This window comes from Dermatobacter hominis, from assembly GCF_020715685.1.
GTDB classification, from domain to species: domain Bacteria; phylum Actinomycetota; class Acidimicrobiia; order Acidimicrobiales; family Microtrichaceae; genus Dermatobacter; species Dermatobacter hominis.
Map to the genome: position 1 here is coordinate 1434558 of NZ_CP085840.1, position 19285 is coordinate 1453842.

The 19285-nt window shown below is 73.2% G+C and carries 16 protein-coding genes; 4 read left to right on the forward strand and 12 right to left on the reverse strand.

Annotation, left to right across the window (positions count from 1 at the left end):
- Nucleotides 1-1731: an N-acyl-D-amino-acid deacylase family protein gene (locus tag LH044_RS06670; protein WP_227759020.1), complete on the forward strand. Its 1731-nt coding sequence runs from the start codon at nucleotides 1-3 to the stop codon at nucleotides 1729-1731.
- A 67-nt stretch (nucleotides 1732-1798) separates the two neighbouring features.
- Here LH044_RS06670 and LH044_RS06675 read toward each other — a convergent pair whose 3' ends face one another.
- Entirely contained in the window at nucleotides 1799-2899 is a 1101-nt protein-coding gene (locus LH044_RS06675; RefSeq protein ID WP_227759021.1) for a glycosyltransferase family 4 protein, read from the reverse strand.
- 191 nt (nucleotides 2900-3090) lie between these two features.
- On the opposite strand from LH044_RS06675, the gene LH044_RS06680 reads away from it, so the two are divergent.
- A complete protein-coding gene (locus tag LH044_RS06680; RefSeq protein WP_227759022.1) occupies nucleotides 3091-4677 on the forward strand; it encodes a sugar transferase in 1587 nt (528 codons plus the stop codon).
- Nucleotides 4678-4699: 22 nt separating this feature from the next.
- On the opposite strand, the gene glyA is transcribed toward LH044_RS06680, so the two are convergent.
- Genes glyA through LH044_RS06695 form a run of 3 tightly spaced genes read right to left on the reverse strand, consistent with a single transcriptional unit; the run spans nucleotide 4700 to nucleotide 6865 of the window.
- On the reverse strand, nucleotides 4700-5938 hold the full coding sequence (gene glyA / locus LH044_RS06685; RefSeq protein ID WP_227759023.1) for a serine hydroxymethyltransferase: 1239 nt from the start codon (nucleotides 5936-5938) through the stop codon (nucleotides 4700-4702).
- Between the two features lie 55 nt (nucleotides 5939-5993).
- Nucleotides 5994-6440: a ribose 5-phosphate isomerase B gene (rpiB, locus tag LH044_RS06690; protein ID WP_374210596.1), complete on the reverse strand. Its 447-nt coding sequence runs from the start codon at nucleotides 6438-6440 to the stop codon at nucleotides 5994-5996.
- A gap of 2 nt (nucleotides 6441-6442) precedes the next feature.
- Nucleotides 6443-6865 (reverse strand): Crp/Fnr family transcriptional regulator, encoded by a 423-nt coding sequence (locus LH044_RS06695; RefSeq protein ID WP_227759025.1) that lies wholly within the window; start codon nucleotides 6863-6865, stop codon nucleotides 6443-6445.
- A 154-nt stretch (nucleotides 6866-7019) separates the two neighbouring features.
- On the opposite strand from LH044_RS06695, the gene LH044_RS06700 reads away from it, so the two are divergent.
- The gene (locus LH044_RS06700; RefSeq protein ID WP_227759026.1) at nucleotides 7020-8063 is read left to right on the forward strand and encodes a zinc-binding dehydrogenase; all 1044 of its coding nucleotides are present in this window, start codon (nucleotides 7020-7022) and stop codon (nucleotides 8061-8063) included.
- Nucleotides 8064-8134: 71 nt separating this feature from the next.
- Here the strand turns inward: LH044_RS06700 and prmC are convergent, their stop codons facing one another.
- From prmC to apgM, 6 genes are all read right to left on the reverse strand, one after another.
- Nucleotides 8135-9076: a peptide chain release factor N(5)-glutamine methyltransferase gene (gene prmC, locus LH044_RS06705; protein ID WP_227759027.1), complete on the reverse strand. Its 942-nt coding sequence runs from the start codon at nucleotides 9074-9076 to the stop codon at nucleotides 8135-8137.
- 5 nt (nucleotides 9077-9081) lie between these two features.
- On the reverse strand, nucleotides 9082-10161 hold the full coding sequence (gene prfA, locus LH044_RS06710) for a peptide chain release factor 1 (protein ID WP_227759028.1): 1080 nt from the start codon (nucleotides 10159-10161) through the stop codon (nucleotides 9082-9084).
- On the reverse strand, nucleotides 10158-11186 hold the full coding sequence (locus LH044_RS06715; RefSeq protein ID WP_227759029.1) for a hypothetical protein: 1029 nt from the start codon (nucleotides 11184-11186) through the stop codon (nucleotides 10158-10160). Before LH044_RS06715 ends, prfA begins: the two co-directional genes overlap by 4 nt.
- Nucleotides 11187-11265: 79 nt before the next feature.
- Entirely contained in the window at nucleotides 11266-11550 is a 285-nt protein-coding gene (locus LH044_RS06720; protein ID WP_227759030.1) for a type B 50S ribosomal protein L31, read from the reverse strand.
- A gap of 123 nt (nucleotides 11551-11673) precedes the next feature.
- Nucleotides 11674-13461: a transcription termination factor Rho gene (rho, locus tag LH044_RS06725; RefSeq protein WP_227759031.1), complete on the reverse strand. Its 1788-nt coding sequence runs from the start codon at nucleotides 13459-13461 to the stop codon at nucleotides 11674-11676.
- Nucleotides 13462-13906: 445 nt separating this feature from the next.
- On the reverse strand, nucleotides 13907-15067 hold the full coding sequence (gene apgM / locus LH044_RS06730; RefSeq protein WP_227759032.1) for a 2,3-bisphosphoglycerate-independent phosphoglycerate mutase: 1161 nt from the start codon (nucleotides 15065-15067) through the stop codon (nucleotides 13907-13909).
- A gap of 270 nt (nucleotides 15068-15337) precedes the next feature.
- On the opposite strand from apgM, the gene LH044_RS06735 reads away from it, so the two are divergent.
- Nucleotides 15338-16279: a DUF559 domain-containing protein gene (locus LH044_RS06735; RefSeq protein ID WP_227759033.1), complete on the forward strand. Its 942-nt coding sequence runs from the start codon at nucleotides 15338-15340 to the stop codon at nucleotides 16277-16279.
- A 159-nt stretch (nucleotides 16280-16438) separates the two neighbouring features.
- On the opposite strand, the gene thrC is transcribed toward LH044_RS06735, so the two are convergent.
- Nucleotides 16439-17896, reverse strand: coding sequence for a threonine synthase (thrC, locus tag LH044_RS06740; protein ID WP_374210563.1), 1458 nt, complete (start codon nucleotides 17894-17896; stop codon nucleotides 16439-16441).
- A 14-nt stretch (nucleotides 17897-17910) separates the two neighbouring features.
- Entirely contained in the window at nucleotides 17911-19224 is a 1314-nt protein-coding gene (locus LH044_RS06745; protein ID WP_227759035.1) for a homoserine dehydrogenase, read from the reverse strand.
- Nucleotides 19225-19285: the final 61 nt, after the last annotated feature.

Below are 19285 nucleotides of genomic sequence, written 5' to 3' on the forward strand. Positions count from 1 at the left end.
GTGGACCTCGCGATCCGCAACGTCACCATCGTCGACGGCACCGGGGCGCCGTCCCGCCTCGGCGACGTGGGGATCGCCGACGGCCGCATCGCCGTCGTGGCGGAGCCGGGCTCGGGCGAGCTCGACGGCGCGGCCGAGGAGGTCGACGCGACCGGCCTGGTCCTCTGCCCCGGCTTCGTCGACCCGCACACCCACTACGACGCGCAGCTCCTCTGGGACCCGACCGCGTCGCCGTCGAGCGTGCACGGCGTGACCACGGTGATCGGCGGCAACTGCGGCTTCACGCTGGCCCCGCTCGCGCCGGGTGACGGCGACTACACGCGGCGCATGATGGCCAAGGTCGAGGGCATGCCGCTCGCCGCGCTCGAGCAGGGCATCGAGTGGGACTGGGAGACCTTCGACGAGTACCTCGCCCGCTTCGACGGCAACCTGGCCGTCAACGCCGGGTTCCTCGTCGGCCACTGCGCGCTGCGGCGCCGCGTGATGGGCGCCGACGCCGTCGGCTCGCAGCCCTCCGACGACCAGCTCCGGGCGATGAGGGACCTGCTGGCCGAGTCGATCCGCGCCGGCGGCCTCGGCTTCTCCACCACCCGGGCCCGCACCCACTCCGACGGCGACGGCCAGCCCGTGGCGTCGCGCTGGGCCGAGGAGCCCGAGCTGCTGGCGCTGGCCGAGGTCGTCTCCGAGCACGACGGCACCACGCTCGAGTTCGCGTCCGACGGCTGCCTCGACGGCTTCGACGACGACGAGGTCGAGTTCATGATCCGGTTCTCGAAGGCCGGCAACCGGCCGTTGAACTGGAACGTGCTGACCGTCGACTCCCACGCGCCCGAGCGGTACCGCAACCAGCTCGCCGCGATGGACCGGGCCGCCGGGGCGGGCGCCCGCGTCGTGGCGCTCACGATGCCGGTGATCGTCGGCATGAACATGAGCTTCCTCAACTACTGCGCGCTGAACATGATGCCGGACTGGGGCGACATCCTCGGGCTGCCGGTGCCGGAGCGCATCGAGAAGCTCGAGGACCCGGCGACGCGGCGGTTCATGGAGGAGCGGGCGGCGTCGCCCGACGCCGGCGTGTTCGCCCGCCTGACCGGGTGGGACACCTACGTCATCGGCGACACGTTCTCGCCCGAGAACGAGGGCCTGACGGGCCGGCGCGTCGGCGACATCGCCGCGGAGCGCGGCACCACGCCGTTCGACGCGCTGCTCGACATCGTCATCGCCGACGACCTGCAGACCGTCCTCTGGCCCGGGGCGACCGATGCGGACCCCGAGTCCTGGGAGCTGCGCCGCCAGGCCTGGCAGCACCCCGCCGTCATGCTGGGCGGCTCCGACGCCGGCGCGCACCTCGACCGCATGCAGGGCGCGAACTACCCGACGCGGTTCCTCGCCGACAGCCTCCGCGGGCGCAAGCTCACGACGCTCGAGGACGCGGTGCGGATGATGACGTCGGTGCCCGCCGCGCTGTTCGGCCTCCGCGACCGCGGCGTGATCCGCGAGGGCGCGCACGCCGACCTCGTGCTGTTCGATCCCGAGGTCGTCGACTCCGAGATGCTCTCGATGGTCGAGGACCTCCCCGGCGGCACCGGTCGCCTCTACGCCGGCTCCGTCGGCGTGCGGTCGGTGTACGTGTCGGGGGTCGAGGTCGTGCGCGACGGCGCCGCCACCGACGCCCGACCGGGCTCGGTCATCCGCTCCGGCGTCGACACCGACACCGTCACCGCCTCCTGAGCGGCGCGCCCCGGACCCGGCCGGCCGGGGCGCGCTCGTCGAGGCTGCTCCGTCAGGGGCGGGGCCGTCAGGAGCGGGCCCGCAGCTCCCCGAGCCGCGGGGCGAAGACGGTGAACAGCGCGAGGCCGAGCGCCAGGAGGCCCAGCGGCACGATGCCGTTGCCCCGGTTCGTGAAGACCGGGATCAGCACGAACGCGCTCAGCAGCGCGGTCCAGGCCCAGAGGATCGCGACCGTGCGCCGATGCCCGTGGCCGAGGTCCATCAGCCGGTGGTGCAGGTGCGCCTTGTCGGCGGTCGCGACGCCCGAGCGACGCGTGGCCCGGCGGACGATCGCGAACGCGGTGTCGAGCAGCGGCACGCCGAGGATGAACAGCGGGATCACCAGGGGCGCGAAGAAGAACCACGACTGGCCCGAGAACGGGTCGTCGGACTGCCCGCCGACCGCGATCGTCGACGAAGCGAGCAGCAGCCCGAGCAGCAGCGCGCCGCTGTCGCCCATGAAGATGCTCGCGGGGTTGATGTTGAACGGGAGGAACCCGATGCACGCGCCGGCGGTCACGATGGCGATGAGCGGGCCGACGTTCGACGGGTCGAGCACGCCCACGTCGAGCAGCCGCCAGCCGTAGAGGAAGAAGGCGAGCGACGCGATCGCCACGATGCCGGCGGCCAGGCCGTCGAGGCCGTCGATCAGGTTGACCGCGTTCGCCATGACCACCACCCACAGCACCGACACGAGCGCGGACAGGTCGGGCGGCAGGACGGTGAAGCCGAGGAACGGCACGCGGAAGTAGATGACGGTGAGGCCGACGAGCGTCAGGACCGAGCCCGACAGCACCATGCCCGCGAGCTTGGCGGGCGGCGAGACGTCGCGGATGTCGTCGACGAGGCCGGTCACGAACATGACGGCCGCGGCCACGAGGACGCCGATGACGTTGGACGGGGTCTGGAACACCGGGTCGAGGTCGGGCAGCAGGGCGGCGACGCCGACGCCGGCGAGCAGGCCGATGAAGAGCGCGGCGCCGCCGAGCACCGGGGTGGCCGTCGCGTGCACGCTCCGATCGGAGGGGTGGGCCATCGCCCCGACCCGGCGCGAGAGGGAGCGGAGCCAGGGCACCGACGCTGCCGTGGCGGCGATCGAGACCGCCATCACGATCAGGTAGTCGCGCACTCGTGCGACACTAGCGCCGGCGTGTGTGACCTCTGTTGGAGGCGGCGAGGACCCTGTCGGCCGTCCGATGGATGTGGTACAAACGCCCGGTGAACGACGGGTGACGCTGGGGCAGCTGGGAAGGGAATCGTGACCGGACGAGGAAGGCCGGTCACCCAGGTGCAGCGACGTCCCGGTGGCAGGAGGGACAGATGCAGCCGGAGTGGGGCCAGGCCTCGCGAGTGCAGGACGGGCCACGTCCGCTGTCATCGCACGCGGATGCCCAGCTCGCCCGCAACAGCGTGAGCATCGAGCCCACCACCTCGGAGCTCCCGGTCACGGATCTGTCGGTCGTCGGCGACCGACCGCGCCCGGGCCGGCTGCGCCGGATCCCGTTCTCCCTCCAGCTCAAGGCCGCGCTCGTCGGCGCCGACCTCGTCGCGACGATCTGCGGCCTGGCCATCGCCACCGCCGTGACCACCTGGGCCGGCTGGACCGATCCGCACGCCGAGCGCCTCCTGCCGACCGCCCTCGCATCGCTGCCGATCTGGCCCGTCCTCTACGCGCACCAGGGCCTCTACCAGGCCCGCCGGATCAGCCGCCGCCTCGAGGAGGTCCGCCGGATCGTCAACTCCGTGCTGGCCGGCATCCTCGTGCTCGCCGGCATCTCGGTGCTGCTGCAGGAGGAGCTGTCGCGATCCTGGCTGGTCGTCGTCGCGCTCAGCGTCACCGCGACCCTGGTCCTCGAGCGCGAGCTCGCCCGCCGGGTCATCAACGAGTTCCGGGCCCGCGGCGTGATGACCCGTCGGGTGGTCATCGTCGGCCGCAACGAGGAGGCCACCGAGGTGGCCTCCGCCCTCGGCGAGCACCGCGAGCTCGGCTACCAGGTCGTCGGCTTCGTCGCCGACGTGCCGATCGGGCCCGTGATCGACCTGCGCGCCGGCCACGACCTCGGCCCGTACCTCGGCCGCACCACCGAGGTGCTCGACCTGGTGCGGGCCACCAAGGCCAGCGGCGTCATCGTCGCCACCACCGGCATCGACCAGGAGTCGGCGAACCGGCTCATCCGGGACCTGACCCGCGAAGGCCTCTACGTCGAGCTGACGTCGGCCATGCGCGACATCTCGTCCAGCCGGATCTCCGTGCGCCCGCTCGGCCGGTACCCGGTCATGTGCGTCGAGCCGGTCGCGCAGTTCAGCTGGCGCCGGGTCGCCAAGCGGGGCTTCGACCTGGTCGCGGCCAGCATCGGCCTCGTGCTCGTCAGCCCGATCCTGCTGCTGTCCGCCCTGGCGATCCGGGTCACCTCGGGCAAGGGCGTCATCTTCCGCCAGGAGCGGGTCGGCAAGGACGGGGTCCCGTTCGAGCTCTACAAGCTCCGGACCATGGTCCACGACGCCGAGGAGCGGCTCGCGGAGCTGCAGGCGATGAACGAGGCCGCCGGCCCGATGTTCAAGATGACCGACGATCCGCGGGTGACCCGGGTCGGTCGCCTGCTGCGGGCGACCTCGATCGACGAGCTCCCGCAGCTGTTCAACGTCGTCAAGGGCGACATGAGCCTGGTCGGCCCCCGGCCGGCGCTGCCCAACGAGGCCGACCAGTGGGACGAGGCCCTGTGGGAGCGCCTGCGGGTCCAGCCCGGCATCACCGGCATGTGGCAGGTCAGCGGTCGCTACACCGCCTCGCTCGAGACCTACGCCCGGCTCGACCTCTCCTACGTCGACAACTGGTCGCTGGTCACCGACCTGGCGATCCTCGCCCGCACGGTCGGCGTGGTGCTCAAGCGCCGCGGGGGCGCCTGAGTCGACCGGGGACCAGGCCCGGTCAGTAGACCGGGAACTTCGAGCAGAGGGCCCGGACGTCGTCGCGGACCGCGGCGATCTCGGCCGTATCGCCCGTGTCGGCCAGCACCCGGGTCATCAGCTCGGCGATCTGCACCATCTCGGGCTCCTTCATGCCCTGGGTGGTGACCGACGGGGTGCCGATCCGCAGGCCCGAGGTGACGAAGGGCGAGCGCGGGTCGTCGGGGACGGTGTTCTTGTTGAGCGTGATCCCGGCGTCGTCGAGCGCGTTCTGCGCGTCCTTGCCGGTGAGCTCCTCGTCGAACGTGCGCAGGTCGATGAGCATCAGGTGGTTCTCGGTGCCGCCCGAGACCAGGCGGAAGCCCCGCTCCCCCAGCGCGTCGGCCAGCGCGGCGGCGTTGGCGACGATCTGGCGGGCGTAGTCGCCGAACTCCGGGGTGGCGGCCTCGGCGAACGCCACCGCCTTGCCCGCGATCACGTGCTCGAGCGGACCGCCCTGCAGGCCGGGGAAGATCGCCTTGTCGATCGCCGCGGCGTGCTCGGCCCGGGAGACGATGCAGCCGCCGCGCGGCCCGCGCAGCGTCTTGTGCGTGGTGAACGTGACCACGTCCGCGTAGGGCACCGGGTTCGGGTGCGCGCCGCCGGCGATCAGGCCGGCGATGTGGGCGGCGTCGAACAGGAACAGGGCGCCGACCTCGTCGCAGATCTCCCGGATCGGGGCCGGGTCGATGATCCGCGGGTAGGCGGTCGCGCCGGCGACGATCATCTTCGGCCGGTGCTCGAGGGCGAGGTCGCGCAGCTGGTCGAGGTCGAGGCGCTCGTCGCTCGGGGTCAGGCCGTACGACACGAAGTCGTAGAAGCGGCCCGAGATGTTGACGGGCGAGCCGTGCGTCAGGTGGCCGCCGTGGTCGAGGCTCAGGCCGAGCACGGTGTCGCCGGCGTCGAGCAGGGCCAGGTAGACGCCCAGGTTGGCGTTGGCACCGGAGTGCGGCTGCACGTTCGCGGCGTCGGCCCCGAACAGCTCGCAGACGCGGCGGCGGGCGATGTCCTCGATCTCGTCGACGACCTGGTTGCCGCCGTAGTAGCGCTTCGAGGGGTACCCCTCGGAGTACTTGTTCGTCAGCACCGAGCCCACGGCGTCCATGACCGCCGGGGACGTGAAGTTCTCCGAGGCGATCAGCTGCAGACCGGTGTTCTGGCGCTCGACCTCGCGGTCGATCAGCTCGGTGATATCGGTGTCCGGCTGGGTGGGCCAGGGCATGGCGGGGGTCCTGTCGTTCGGGTCCGCCGTCGGCGGACGTGATCGGTGGTCGGGCTCAGCCGAGACCGACGTCGAGGTCCGCGATCTTCGCGACCCGACCGGCGTGGCGGCCACCCTGGAACTCGGCGTCCAACCACGCGTCGAGCGCGTCCTTGGCCACCTCCTCCCCGGTGAGGCGCTCGCCGATGCAGATCACGTTCGCGTCGTTGTGCTCGCGCGCCAGGCGCGCCGAGGTCGAGTCGTGCACGGTGGCGGCGCGCACGCCCGGCACCTTGTTGGCGGCGATGGCGATGCCGATGCCCGACCCGCAGACGCACAGGCCGAGGTCGGCGTCACCGCCGGCGACGGCACGCCCGACGGCGGCGCCGAAGTCGGGGTAGTCGACGCGGTCGTGACCATGGGTGCCGAGGTCGATGATCTCGACGCCGCGGTCGGCCAGGTGCTTGCCGAGCAGGTCCTTGAGATCGACGCCCGCGTGGTCCGCCCCGAGGGCGATGCGCACGGTCATCGGTCCGCCTCCGCCCGCTCGAGCCGGGACCGGAGCGTGGTCATCACGCGCTCGGAGGCCTTCGGCATCTCGTCGAGCAGCGTGCGGAACGCCTTCGTCCGGAACCGCAGGAGCTTGACGTCGGTGTCGGCCACGACGGTCGCGGTGCGGGGCCGGTGGTCGATGAGCGCCATCTCCCCCACCATCGAGCCCGGGCCCGAGGTGGCGACGTGCTCGCCGCGGACGTACACGCTGGCCTGGCCCTCGACGATCACGAAGCAGTCGGTCCCCGGATCGCCCTGGTCGACGAGCACGGTCCCGGCGGCGGCCTCCATCTGGTCCGACAGGTCCAGCACGCGGTGCAGCTCGTCGTCGGAGAACCCCTCGAAGAACGGCACGGACGACAACCAGGCGACGTCGTCGTTGGTCTTTCGGGCCATCGGATCCCCCGTTCCGGAGCGGTCGCTGCGCACCTCGTCACGGACGTGCGGTGCGCCGTTCACACTACTGTCGGCCCGGAGGGGGTGCCGCAGCAGTTCGTGCCCCCCGGACGACAGGGGGACACGTCATGGACAGCACCGTGGAGGTGCGGCGGTGAGGGCCGTCGTGATGCGTGGGGGCGAGCTCGTCGTCGACGAGTTCCCGGTCCCCGACCTGCAGGCGGGCCAGGTGCTCGCCGAGGTCCTCGCCTGCGGGATCTGCGGCTCGGACCTGCACGCCCTGCACCACGCCGACCGGATGGTCGAGATGTCCGAGGCGGCGGTCGAGCCGGGCGGGATCGCGCCCCGGGTGATGGACCCGGCCCGCGACGTCGTGATGGGCCACGAGTTCTCGGCCCGCGTGCTCGAGGTCGGCGACAACGTCGGCAACTGCACCCCGGGCGACGTGGTGGTGTCGCTGCCGATCGTGATGGACGCCGGCGGCGTGCACGCCGTCGGGTACTCGAACGACTACCCCGGCGGCTACGGCCAGCAGCTCGTGCTGTCCGACATGCTGACGATGAAGGTGCCCAACGGGCTCGACGCCGAGCTCGCGGCGCTGACCGAGCCGATGGCCGTGGGCCTGCACGCGGTGGAGATGAGCCGCGCCACCCCCCGGCACGCCGCGGTCGTGCTCGGCTGCGGTCCCGTGGGCCTGGCCGTCGTCGCCGCGCTGCGGCTGGCGGGCGTCGAGGTGATCGTCGCCGCCGACTTCTCGCCCGCCCGGCGCGCCCTGGCCGCCACGATGGGCGCGACCGAGGTGGTCGACCCGGCCGAGGAGGGCGCGGTCGCGTCCTGGCGGCGCGTCGACGGATCCAAGCCGCTCGTCGTGTTCGAGGCCGTGGGCGTCGAGGGCATGCTCGACGCCGCCGTGGTCGACGCGCCCCGGGGCTCGCAGATCCTCGTGGTCGGCGTGTGCATGGTGCCCGACACGTTCCGGCCGATGATCGCCGTCGGCAAGGAGCTGAACCTGCAGTTCGTGCTGGGCTACGACCCGCTGCAGTTCCAGACGACGCTCCGCCGGATCGCCGAGGGCGAGCTCGACGTCACGCCGATGATCACGGGCCGGGTCGACCTCGACGGCGTCGCCGGCGCGTTCACCGCCCTCGGCGACCCCGAGGCCCACGCGAAGATCCTGGTCGTCCCCGGCTCGAACTGACCTGCCGCCCCCGCTCTGTCACGGCTCGCGGTGCCGTTCAGCACCTCCAGCCGGGACAGAGCGGGTGCGGGTCAGCTGCGGCGGGGGCGACGGGCGACCAGCGCCCGGTCCCGACCGCTGAGGTCGGCTGCCAGCTCGGCCTCGACGAACCGCCCCAGCGCCAGCTCGACCGCGACCGGACCCTGCTCCGGCGACAGCTCGCACACCAGCGCGCCGTCGTCGGTCAACCAGGCCGGGGCGTCGTCGAGGATCCGCCGGAGGTCGTCGAGCCCGTCGGCCCCGGCGAACAGGGCGCCGGCGGGCTCCCAGTCCGCGACGGCGGCCGGCAGGTCGGCGCCGTCGGGGACGTAGGGCGGGTTGGTGACGACCAGGTCGACCGTGCCACGCAGCTCGTCGGGCAGCGCCGCGAACCACGCCCCCTGCTCCATGCGCACGCGGGCGCCCGCTCGGCCGGTGCCCGCCAGGTTGGCGCGGGCCACGTCGAGCGCGTCGCCGCTGACGTCGGTCGCCCACACGGCGGTGCGGACCCGCTCGGTGGCGATCGCCAACGCGATCGCGCCCGACCCGGTGCCGAGGTCGACGACCGTGGTCGGCCGCTCCCGGCCGCCGATGCGGTCAAGCTCGCGCAGCGCGACCTCGACGACCTGTTCGGTCTCGGGCCGGGGGATCAGTACGCGGCGGTCGACCATCAGGTCGAGCGACCGGAACGGCCAGTGGCCGAGCACGTACTGCAGCGGCTCCCCCGCGGCGCGCCGCGCCACCATCCGGTCCAGGCGGGTGACCCCGCCGACGGTGGCCCGATCCCCGAGCACGAGGAACAGCTCGGCGTCGGTGGCGCCCGCCGCCTCGGCCACGATGCGGCCGGCGTCGCTGCGGACCGCCTCGGCGTCGCGCTCCCCGACCGGGCCGGCGCCCGTCAACCGGTCGATCGTCTCGGCCAGCAGCTCCCGCCACGTGACCGTCCCGGCGAGGTCGGCGTCGCCGTCCCCGTCCGGCCCCCCGGCACCGTCCACGCCGCTCACCCGAGCTCGGCGAGCTTGCGCGCCTGCTCGTCGGCGACGAGCGCGTCGCTGATCGCGTCGAGCTCGCCGGCCAGCACCTTGTCGAGGGAGTAGACGGTCATGCCGATGCGGTGGTCGGTGACCCGGTTCTCCTTGAAGTTGTAGGTGCGGATCTTCTCGCTGCGACCACCGCCGCCGATCTGCGCCCGCTTCTGGCCCGACGCCTCGGCCGCGGCCCGGTCCTGCTCGAGCTGCAGCAGCCGGGCCCGCAGGACGCGCAGCGCCTTCGCCCGGTTCTGCAGCTGGCTCTTCTCGTCCTGCATCGACACGACCAGCCCCGTCGGCACGTGGGTGATCCGCACGGCGGAGTCGGTGGTGTTCACCGACTGCCCGCCGGGGCCCGACGAGCGGTACACATCGACCTGCAGGTCGTTGGGATCGATCTCGACGTCGACCTCGTCCGCCTCGGGCAGGACGACCACCGTCGCGGACGAGGTGTGGATGCGCCCCTGCGACTCGGTCACGGGCACGCGCTGCACCCGGTGGGGACCGGCCTCGAACTTCATCCGCGTCCACACGCCGTCGCCGGCCAGGCGGAGCACGACCTCGCTCACGCCGCCGAGGTCCGAGGGCGAGCTCGACAGCACCTCGACCGTCCAGCCCCGCCGCTCGGCGAAGCCGCGGAACATCTCGAGGAGGTCGCGGGCGAACAGGTTGGCCTCCTCGCCGCCCTCGGCGCCGCGGATCTCGACGATCACGTCGCGCCCGTCGTTGGGATCGCGGGGCAGCAGCAGGATCCGGAGCTCGCCCTCCAGCTGCTCGATCGTCCGGCGCGCCGCGTTCGCCTCCTCGCGCCACGCCTCGCGCTCGTCGCCGCTCGACGACGCGAGCAGCTCCTCGGCCGCGGCCAGGTCCTCGGTCGCGGTCCGCAGGGCGGTGGCCCGCTCCACGATCGGCTGCAGGGCGCGGTACCGGCGAGACATCTCGACGTACCGCCGCTGGTCGGACACGACCTCGGGGTCGGCCAGTCGCGCCTCGGTGTCGGCCAGCTCGCGCTCGAGCCCCTCGGCGCGGGCGAGCAGCGACGGATCGCTCACGACCGACCGCCCTCGGCCCCGTCCTCGTCGAGCCAGGGCGCCGGGACCGTCACCACGGTCGCGGGCGGCCGCAGCAGCCCGGCCAGGCGGTCGAGGGTCGGGAGCCGGTCCCGGGCCGGGACCGCGAGGACGAGCCGGGCGGCGGGGTCGCGCCACGCACGGGTGTCGGCGGCGACCGGGACGAACGAGAGATCCGCGCCGGTCGAGCAGACCACGACGAGCGGCCCGCCATCGGCGGCGGTCCCCGCCGCGGCCGCGGGCGTGACGTCGCGGACGCTGTCGCGGCGCACCGTGGTCTCGATCGGTTCGAGCGACGATGCGCCGACGAGCGACGGGTCCTCGACCAGCGACCGGCGGAGCCAGCGCTCGCGGGCCAGTCTCGACAGCGGGTGGGCGGCGCGCCCCGGCACGCGCTCGGCGCGCACCGTCGAGACGGAGCGGGCCAGCGTCGTGGTGGGCGGCTCACCCTGGTGCATGGCGGCCGTCGCGTCGCGGTCGAAGCGACCGACGCCGGCCTCGAGGTGGAGCAGGCCGTCGCCGCCCGACTCCTCGGGCCACACGACGAGGCGCGCGACCTCGAGGCCCTGGACCTCGCCGCGCACGATGCCGTCCTCGACGACCACCTCGAGACCCGCGTCGCGGAGCTGCGACTCGAGCTCCGGGTCGTGGAGCGCCGGGGCGACCTCGGGCAGCGGCGCCGGTTCGACCGGGACGGAGCCCGCCCCCTGGACGGAGCGCACCTCGATCGGCAGGTCGAAGTAGCCGGCCATCCGGGCGACGTCGCCACCGAGGTCGTCGGTGAACAGCACCAGCGAGGACGCGTCCTGGCGGAGCGCCCACGCGATCGAGCCGGCGAGCGTGGCGGCGTCGGCGACCTGCGACAGCACGTACGCGGTGCCGTCGTCGGCCACCGCGGCGTTGGCCCCGATCGAGCCCGCCTCGACGGTCGCACCGGTGAGGTCGCGGACCAGGGCGGCCAGCTGGGCGCGCAGCAGCCGGGCGCGCTGCTCGTCGCTCATCGCCACGGCACGGCTCCTGGGGTGGTGGGGTGCCGCGGGCCGTGCGGCGCCGCGGCGGGGACCGCTCGGGGACCGAGCGGCCGGGTCACTCCGCGGCGTCGCCGGCGTCGGCCTTGGCGCCCTTGCGGCGCCTGCCGTAGCGGCGCTCGAAGCGCTCCACGCGACCGGCGGTGTCGACGATCTTCATCTGGCCCGTGAAGAACGGGTGCGTGAACGCCGAGATCTCGACCTTGGCCAGCGGGTACTCGTTGCCGTCGTCCCAGGTCGTCGTCTCCGACGTCTCGATCGTCGACCGCGTCAGGAACTTGTCACCGGACGAGGTGTCCTGGAACACGACGTAGCGGTAGTCGGGGTGGATGCCGGGCTTCATTGGTCTCTCCGTGACGGGCCCCGGTTTCCGAGCGGGACCCTCTTGTTCGAAGCGTTGGGGGGACGGATCAGTATGGCCGGAACGGCGGCGACCGGGCCAGCGGGCCCGGCCGTGCGCCGTCGATCAGCCCGGGACTCCGGGCGCCTTGGCGATCTCGGCCAGGAAGACGCCGTTGCTGGGGAACGTGCGCATCCGATCGATGAGCAGCTCGAGGCCGGCGCCGGTGTTGCCCTCGGCGGCCAAGCCGGAGAGCACGCGGCGCAGCTTCCAGACCTGCTGGAGCTGGGTGCGCTCGAAGAGCAGCTCCTCGTGGCGGGTGGACGACGCGTCGACGTCGATCGCGGGGTAGATCCGCTTCTCGGCGGCCCTGCGGTCGAGGCGGAGCTCCATGTTGCCGGTGCCCTTGAACTCCTCGAAGATCACCTCGTCCATCTTCGAGCCGGTCTCGACGAGCGCGGTGGCGAGGATGGTGAGCGAGCCGCCCTCCTCGACGTTGCGGGCCGCGCCGAAGAACTTCTTGGGCGGGTACAGGGCGCCGGTGTCGATGCCGCCCGACATGATGCGGCCGGTGGCCGGGGCGGCGAGGTTGTAGGCCCGGGCGAGGCGGGTGATGCCGTCCAGGATGATGACGACGTCCTTGCCGTCCTCGACCATGCGCTTGGCGCGCTCGCTCGCGAGCTCGGCGACCTGGGTGTGCTCGTCGGACGGGCGGTCGAAGGTCGACGCGATCACGTCGCCGCGGACGGACCGACGCATGTCGGTCACCTCCTCGGGACGCTCGTCCACCAGGAGGACCATGAGGTGGACCTCGGGGTTGTTGTGCTCGATCGACTGGGCGATGGTCTTCATCACCGTCGTCTTGCCGGCCTTCGGCGGCGACACGATCAGGCCGCGCTGGCCCTTGCCGATCGGGGCGATCAGGTCGACGATCCGCGACGTCATGTCACCCGGCAGGTCCTCGCGCTCGAGGTGGAGCCGCTCGTCGGGGAACAGCGGGGTCAGGTCCTCGAACCGCGGGCGGTTGCGGGCGACCTCGGGATCCTGGCCGTTGACCTTGTCGATGCGCAGCAGCGCCGGGTTCTTCTCGCCGCGGCCGGCCGGTCGGCTGGCGCCCTCGAGGAAGTCGCCCTTGCGGAGGCCGAGCTGGCGGGTCTGCTTGACCGAGACGTAGACGTCGTCACGGCTCGGCAGGAAGCCCTTGACCCGGAGGAAGCCGTAGCCCTCGTCGCGGAGGTCCAGGTACCCGGACACCTCGACGGGCTCGCCGTCCCAGTTGTCGTTCTGCGGCTGCTGGGCGGCCTCGTCGCCCTGGCGGTCGCGGTCGCGGCCCCGACGGCGACGGCGGCGGCGGTTGCCGGGCTCCGCGTCGCCCTGCTGCGCGCCCTGGTTCTGGCCACCCTGGTTCTGGCCGCCCTGGTTCTGGCCGCCCTGGGTCTGTGCACCCTGGTTCTGGCCGCCCTGGCCGGGGTTGCGGCCCTGGCCGTTCTGGCGACCCTGACCACCCTGGCGGCCCTGGGCGTCGCCCTTGCCGCGGTCGGCCTCGGCGGCGTCGTCGTCATCGTCGGAGGTCGTCGCCTCGGCGGTCGACCCGTCGGTGTCGTCGTCGGCCTCGGTCGCCGGCGCCTCGGTCGTCGCGTCGACGGGCGCCGCGGCGTCCTCCGCCTCGGCGTCGGGCGCGGTGGACCCGTCGGTGGCGGCATCGGCGGTCGCGCCGTTCCCGTTCGACCCGCTCGTGTCGGCGTCCGGGTCGGACCCGCCCGAGGTGACGCCGGCGAGGTCCAGGATCATGCCGATGATGTCGGCCTTCTTCGTGCGGCTCGTGGGCTTGCCGCCCAGCGCCTCTGCGATCGTGGCGAGCTCGGCGCGGTCCTTGCGCTCGAGCCCGTCGACGTCGATCGAGTCCAGGCTCACTGTGTGATGTCCCTCGTGTTCGTGCAGCGGCGTGGATCGCGGCTGCGGTGGGGTGGATCGGGACCCCGACGGTGCGGGGGTTCGATCTGGGGTCGACCCGGAAGCGAGGTGCCAGGGAGGATCGGGGGGATCCCCGCCGGACGTGCCGGTCCCGTCCGGGGCGTCCGGAGCCGGGTGGACCCGGTTCTGGGTGCCGTCGGAGCGGGTGCGGGACTGCGGGCGGAACGGCAGTGGATCGGACGCTGCGCCGGGCTGTGTCACGGACACGTTGCCCTGCGATCAGGGTTCGAGATCTGCCGCCCCCTCGGCCCCCGCCGGTGCGACGTCGTCCACCATACCCGGGGCCCGTCCGATCGGGCAACCACCCGGACGTGGGGTGCGGCGCCCCGCTCCCCCGATCCGGGACCCGTCGGGCGGGCGCCGGGCGGGTGGCCGGCGGGCCCGGTCAGCCGGCGATCAGGCGGCCGAGCAGCTCGTGGCCGGGCACGACCGGGGCGTCGGCGACGCCGGCCTCGGTGTAGGTGCCGCCGGGACCGTCGGCCGCGCTGTCGACGAGGACGTACGGGACGGGGTCGGGGGTGTGGGTGCGCAGGCGGAGCGGCGTGGCGTGGTCGGGCAGGAGCAGCAGGCGCCACGGGCCCAGGTCGTCGAGCGCAGGGACGAGGTCGGCGAGGATCTCGGCGTCCCACAGCTCGAGCGATCGGACCTTCTCGGCGGCGTCGCCGGCGTGGCCGGCCTCGTCGGTCGCCTCCACGTGGATGACGAACAGGTCGAGCCCGTCGGCGAGCCCGGCGAGCGCGGCGTCGCGCTGGGCCGCGTAGTCGTTGTCGTAGCCGGCGTTGGCGCCCTCGACGTCGGGGAGCGCCATGTCGGTCAGCACGCCGAGGCCGCGGACGAGGTCGACTGCGGTCGTGATGCCGCCGGTGATGCCGTGCTGGTCGGTGAAGCTCGGCATCGACGGCTGGAAGCCCTGGCCCCAGAGCCAGACCTGGTTGGCGTCGACCTCGGGGTGGCGGGCGAGCACGGCGCGGCTGGCGAGCATGACCTCGTCGAGCCGGGCCGCCGCCGCGCCGGTCGGCCACACTCCCGGCTTGCCGGTGAGGTCGTGGGGCGGGATGCACTCGGCGTCGAGCCAGTCCGCCGGGGCGACCATGATGTGGCGGTACTCGACGCCGGCGTGGAACTCGAGCTGCGAGTCCGGGTTGCCGCGGCCGAGCGTGGCGTCGAGGTCCTCGAGGACCTTCGCCGCGTCCTCGGTCGACGGGTGGCCGCCCGCGAAGTCGACCATCGTGCCGTCATCGCCGACCGTGACGAGGTTGCACCGGTAGGCCAGCCGGTCGGCCGGGAGCCTGAGCCCGAGCGACGCCGCCTCGATCGGGGCGCGGCCGGTGTGGAACTCGGCGGGGTCGTAGCCGAGGATCGCCATGTTGCCGACGTCGCTGCCGGCCGGCATCCCGTCGGGGATCACGCCGGCCCGGCCGACGGTCCCCCGCGCCGCCAGCGCGTCGAGCACCGGCGTGTGCGCGACCTCGAGCGGCGTGCGACCGCCCAGCCCCTCGAACGGCTCGTCGGCACAACCATCGGGGACGCACACCACGTACTTCACGTCTCGACCTCCTGCACCCCGACAGCATGGCCGACGCCACCCCGAACTCCGAACTCGCGCCCGCCCGGCCGGTCCCCCACGCCCCGCCCCGCCACGCCCCGCGGTCCCCACCCCCGCCCCACGGTGCCCCCACCGAACTTGGGGATCAGCGATCGCTCAGCGATCGCTCATCCCCAAGAACGCCGGATCGGGCTTCTTGGGGACATCCCCGAGGCGACCGGGGATCGGTCCCCGGTGACAACGACCGGACCAGGGCAGTCTGATCCGTGCATGCACGACGCCGACATCGCCCGACTCGCGGGCATCGCCGAGCGCCAGGACGGCGTGTTCCACATCGACCAGGCCATCCGCCTCGGCATCGACCGGCAGTCCGTGCTCCGGTCGACCCGGGCGGGATCCCTGCAGTCGGTCCACCCTCGGGTCTGGCGGTTCCCGGCTGCGGCCGTGACCGAACGCCAGCAGATCCGAGCTGCGGTGCTCCAGGTGGGACCCGAGGCGTGGGCGAGCCACGAGTCGGCCCTGCACCTCGCCGGCGTGCTGAACGTGCCGTTCGATGTCGCGGTCAGCATCCGGGCCGGAGGCAACCAGCAGCACGCCGGCATCCGGGTGCACCGCATGTGCGACCTGCACGACGACATGGTGGTGAAGATTGACGGCATCCGAGTCACGACGCTCTCCCGTGCAATCGTCGACGTCTCCTCCCGCTTCCGGCCGCAGCGCATGGACGACCTGCTCGATCGCGTCACAATCACCGACCGGCTCACGACGATCGGAGCGATCGACCGTGCGCTGCGTCGGTGCAACCGTCGCGGGCGCACCAACATCGCCGTGCTCCGGGACCTGCTCGATGCGCGCCGACCCGCTGGACCGGCGCCGCGCAGCGTCGCCGAACGGGACCTCGACGAGCTCCTCCATCGCAGTCCGGTGCTCCCGGAACCGCAGCGCGAACACCCGCTGCCGGGCTGGGATCACGGCGAGGCGTTCGTCGATCGGGCATGGCCCGAGGCGATGTTCATCGTCGAGGTCGACAGCCGGTCGTGGCACGCGCGCGAGAAGGACATGGCCCGGGACCGCGCCCGCGATCGGGCGGCTGCGGCCGCCGGGTGGCTGACGATGCGCGTCCTCGCGACCGAGGTCCGAGACGAGGGCGACGCGGTGCTCGACGACGTCGTCGCGACCTACGTCACCCGCCGCGTCCAGCTCGATGGCTGACCTCGTGATCCTCGGTGACATCCCCAAGAAGCCCGGATCAGCGATCTTGGGGACCACGCATCGCTCAGCGAACGCTCATCCCCAAGTTCGGGGGCGGGGCGGAGGTGCGGTAACAGTCGTGGGCGGGGCGGGCGGGGGGGGTTGGCGGGGGCGGGGGGGTCAGTAGGTGGGGAGGGCGCGGCGGACGAGGGACTCGACGGCGTCGAGGTCGGCGTCGCAGTGCTCGACGCGTTCGGGGCGCTCGAAGAGGTCGCCGAGGTGGGCGGGCAGCGCGGGGCGGACGCCGACCGCGGCCTCGACCGCGTCGGGGAACTTCGCCGGGTGGGCGGTGGCGAGGCACACGACCGGCACCGACGGGTCCGACAGCGGACCGCCGTCGGCGAGCGCCTCGGCGACCCCGATGCCCACGGCGGTGTGGGGGTCGACGAGCAGCCCGGTGTGCTGCTGCACGGTGCGGATCACCGCGGCCGCCGACTCGTCGTCCAGGCGCCCGCAGTCGAACTCGGCCTGGAGCTGCTGCAGCACCTCGACCGGCACCGACACCGTCCCGTCGGCCCGGAACGCCGCCATCAGGTCGGCCAGTGCGGCGCCGTCGCAGCCGAGCACCTCGAAGAGCAGCCGCTCGAGGTTGGAGCTGACCTGGATGTCCATCGACGGGCTCGTCGTCGGCACGACCTCGGTGATCGCCATCGTCCCCGTGCTGAAGAAGCGCGTGAGGATGTCGTTGCGGTTCGACGCCACGACCAGCCGGTCGACCGGGAGGCCCATCTGCTTGGCCACCCACCCGGCGAGGATGTTGCCGAAGTTGCCGGTCGGCACCACGAAGCTCACCGGTCCGCCGTCGGGTGCGACCGAGAGCGACGAGGTCAAGTAGTAGACGACCTGCGCCATCACCCGCGCCCAGTTGATCGAGTTCACCGCCGACAGCCGGACCTCGTCGCGGAACGCCACGTCGGCGAACGCCGCCTTCACCAGGTCCTGGCAGTCGTCGAACGTGCCCGGCACCGCGACGGCGTGGGCGTTGGCCGCGTCGAGCGTCGTCATCTGCCGGCGCTGCACGTCGGACGTCCGACCGTCGGGGAACAGGATCACGATGTCGACGCACGCCCGGTCGGCGCACGCGTGCATGGCCGCCGATCCGGTGTCGCCGGAGGTGGCGCCGAGCACGCACACGCGGTCGCCCCGCGCCGAGAGCACGTGGTCGAACAGCCGGCCGACGAGCTGCAGCGCGACGTCCTTGAACGCGAGCGTCGGGCCCCGGAACAGCTCGAGCAGGTGCAGCTCGGGGCCGTCGCCCTCGACGCCCCCCGGGCCGCCGGCGGAGCCGAGCGGCACGACCGGGCACACGTCGGGCGTGTCGAACGTGGCGTACGCCTCGTGGACGAGCCGCTCGAACGAGTCCCGGTCGAGCGCGCCGGGGGCGTCGTCGCCGTCGACGAACGGCCACATGACCCGGGCCGCGACCTCGGGGTAGCTCAGCCCGCGCAGCTCCTCGAGCGGCGGCAGCTCGGGCCAGCGCTCGGGCAGGTAGAGCCCGCCGTCGTCGGCCAGCCCGGCGAGCAGGACGTCGGAGAACCCGAGCACGGGCGCGGCACCGCGGGTGGACACGTAGCGCACGTCGGTCGCTCCCCTCAGTCCTGGCCGATGACCCTGAGCACCGAGCCGATCGAGCGCACCGCGTCGAGCCCGCGCAGCTCCTGCAACGTGGACCGCAGGTCGGCCTCGCGCGCCTCGTGCGTGATGAACGTGAGCCGTGCGCCCGACGTGGCGTCGTCGAGCGACTCCTGCTCCATCGACCGGATCGACACCCCGTGGGCGCCGAACACGCCCGCCACCGCGGCGAGCACGCCGGGCCGGTCCTCGACGACCAGGTTCAGGTAGAAGGCGGACCGCAGCTCGTCGATCGGCCGGATGCGCGCCTTGGCGAACGAGCCCAGCGACGCGTGCGTGCCCTTGGCCAGGTTGGCCGCGGCGTCGACGACGTCGCCGAGCACCGCCGAGGCCGTCGGGAACCCGCCGGCGCCCCGCCCGTAGAACATCAGGTCGCCGACCGCGGCGCCCTCGACGAAGACGGCGTTGAAGCTGTCGCGCACCGACGCGAGCGGGTGGGCGTCGGGCACCATCGCCGGGTGGACCCGAACGGCCACCGACCCGTCGTCGTAGCGCTCGGCGATGGCGAGCAGCTTGATCTGGAAGCCGAGCCGGCGGGCGTGGTCGATGTCGGTCGACGTGACGCCGGCGATGCCCTCGTGGAAGACGTCGCCCGCCACGACCTTCGAACCGAAGGCGATCGTGGCGATGATCGCCGCCTTGGCGCCGGCGTCGAAGCCCTCGACGTCCGCGGTCGGGTCGCGCTCGGCGTAGCCCAGGCTCTGCGCCTCGGCGAGCGCCTCGGCGTAGCTCCACCCCTCCTCGGTCATCTTCGTGAGGATGTAGTTGGTGGTGCCGTTGACGATGCCCATCACCCGGGACAGGTCCTCGCCGACGAGCGATTCGCGCAGCGGCCGCACCAGCGGGATGCCGCCGGCCACCGCGGCCTCGAACAGGAGGTCGACGCCGGAGCTCTCGGCGACGGCGTAGAGCTCGCCGCCAACGTTGGCCAGCAGCTCCTTGTTGGCCGTCACCACCGGCTTGCCGGCCTTGAGCGCGTCGACGATGAGCTCGCGGGCCGGCTCGATCCCGCCGATGACCTCGACCACGAGGTCGACACCCGGATCGGTCGCCACGGACTCGGCATCGGTGGTGAGGACGTCGGGGGGCAGGTCGACGCCGCGCTCCTTGGACAGCGACCGGACCGCGACGCGGGACACCTGGAGTCGCAGGCCGGTGCGGGCGGCGATCTCGTCGCCACGGTCCCGGACCAGCTCGACGAGCGCCGCGCCGACGTTGCCGCAGCCCAGCAGGCCGATGTTGACGGTGCGCTCAGCGCTCGACGGGTTGCTCACCGCCCCCACGCTACCGGCCCCCACCACCACCGCCCCCAACGGGTTGGCGCCCGGGGCAGAC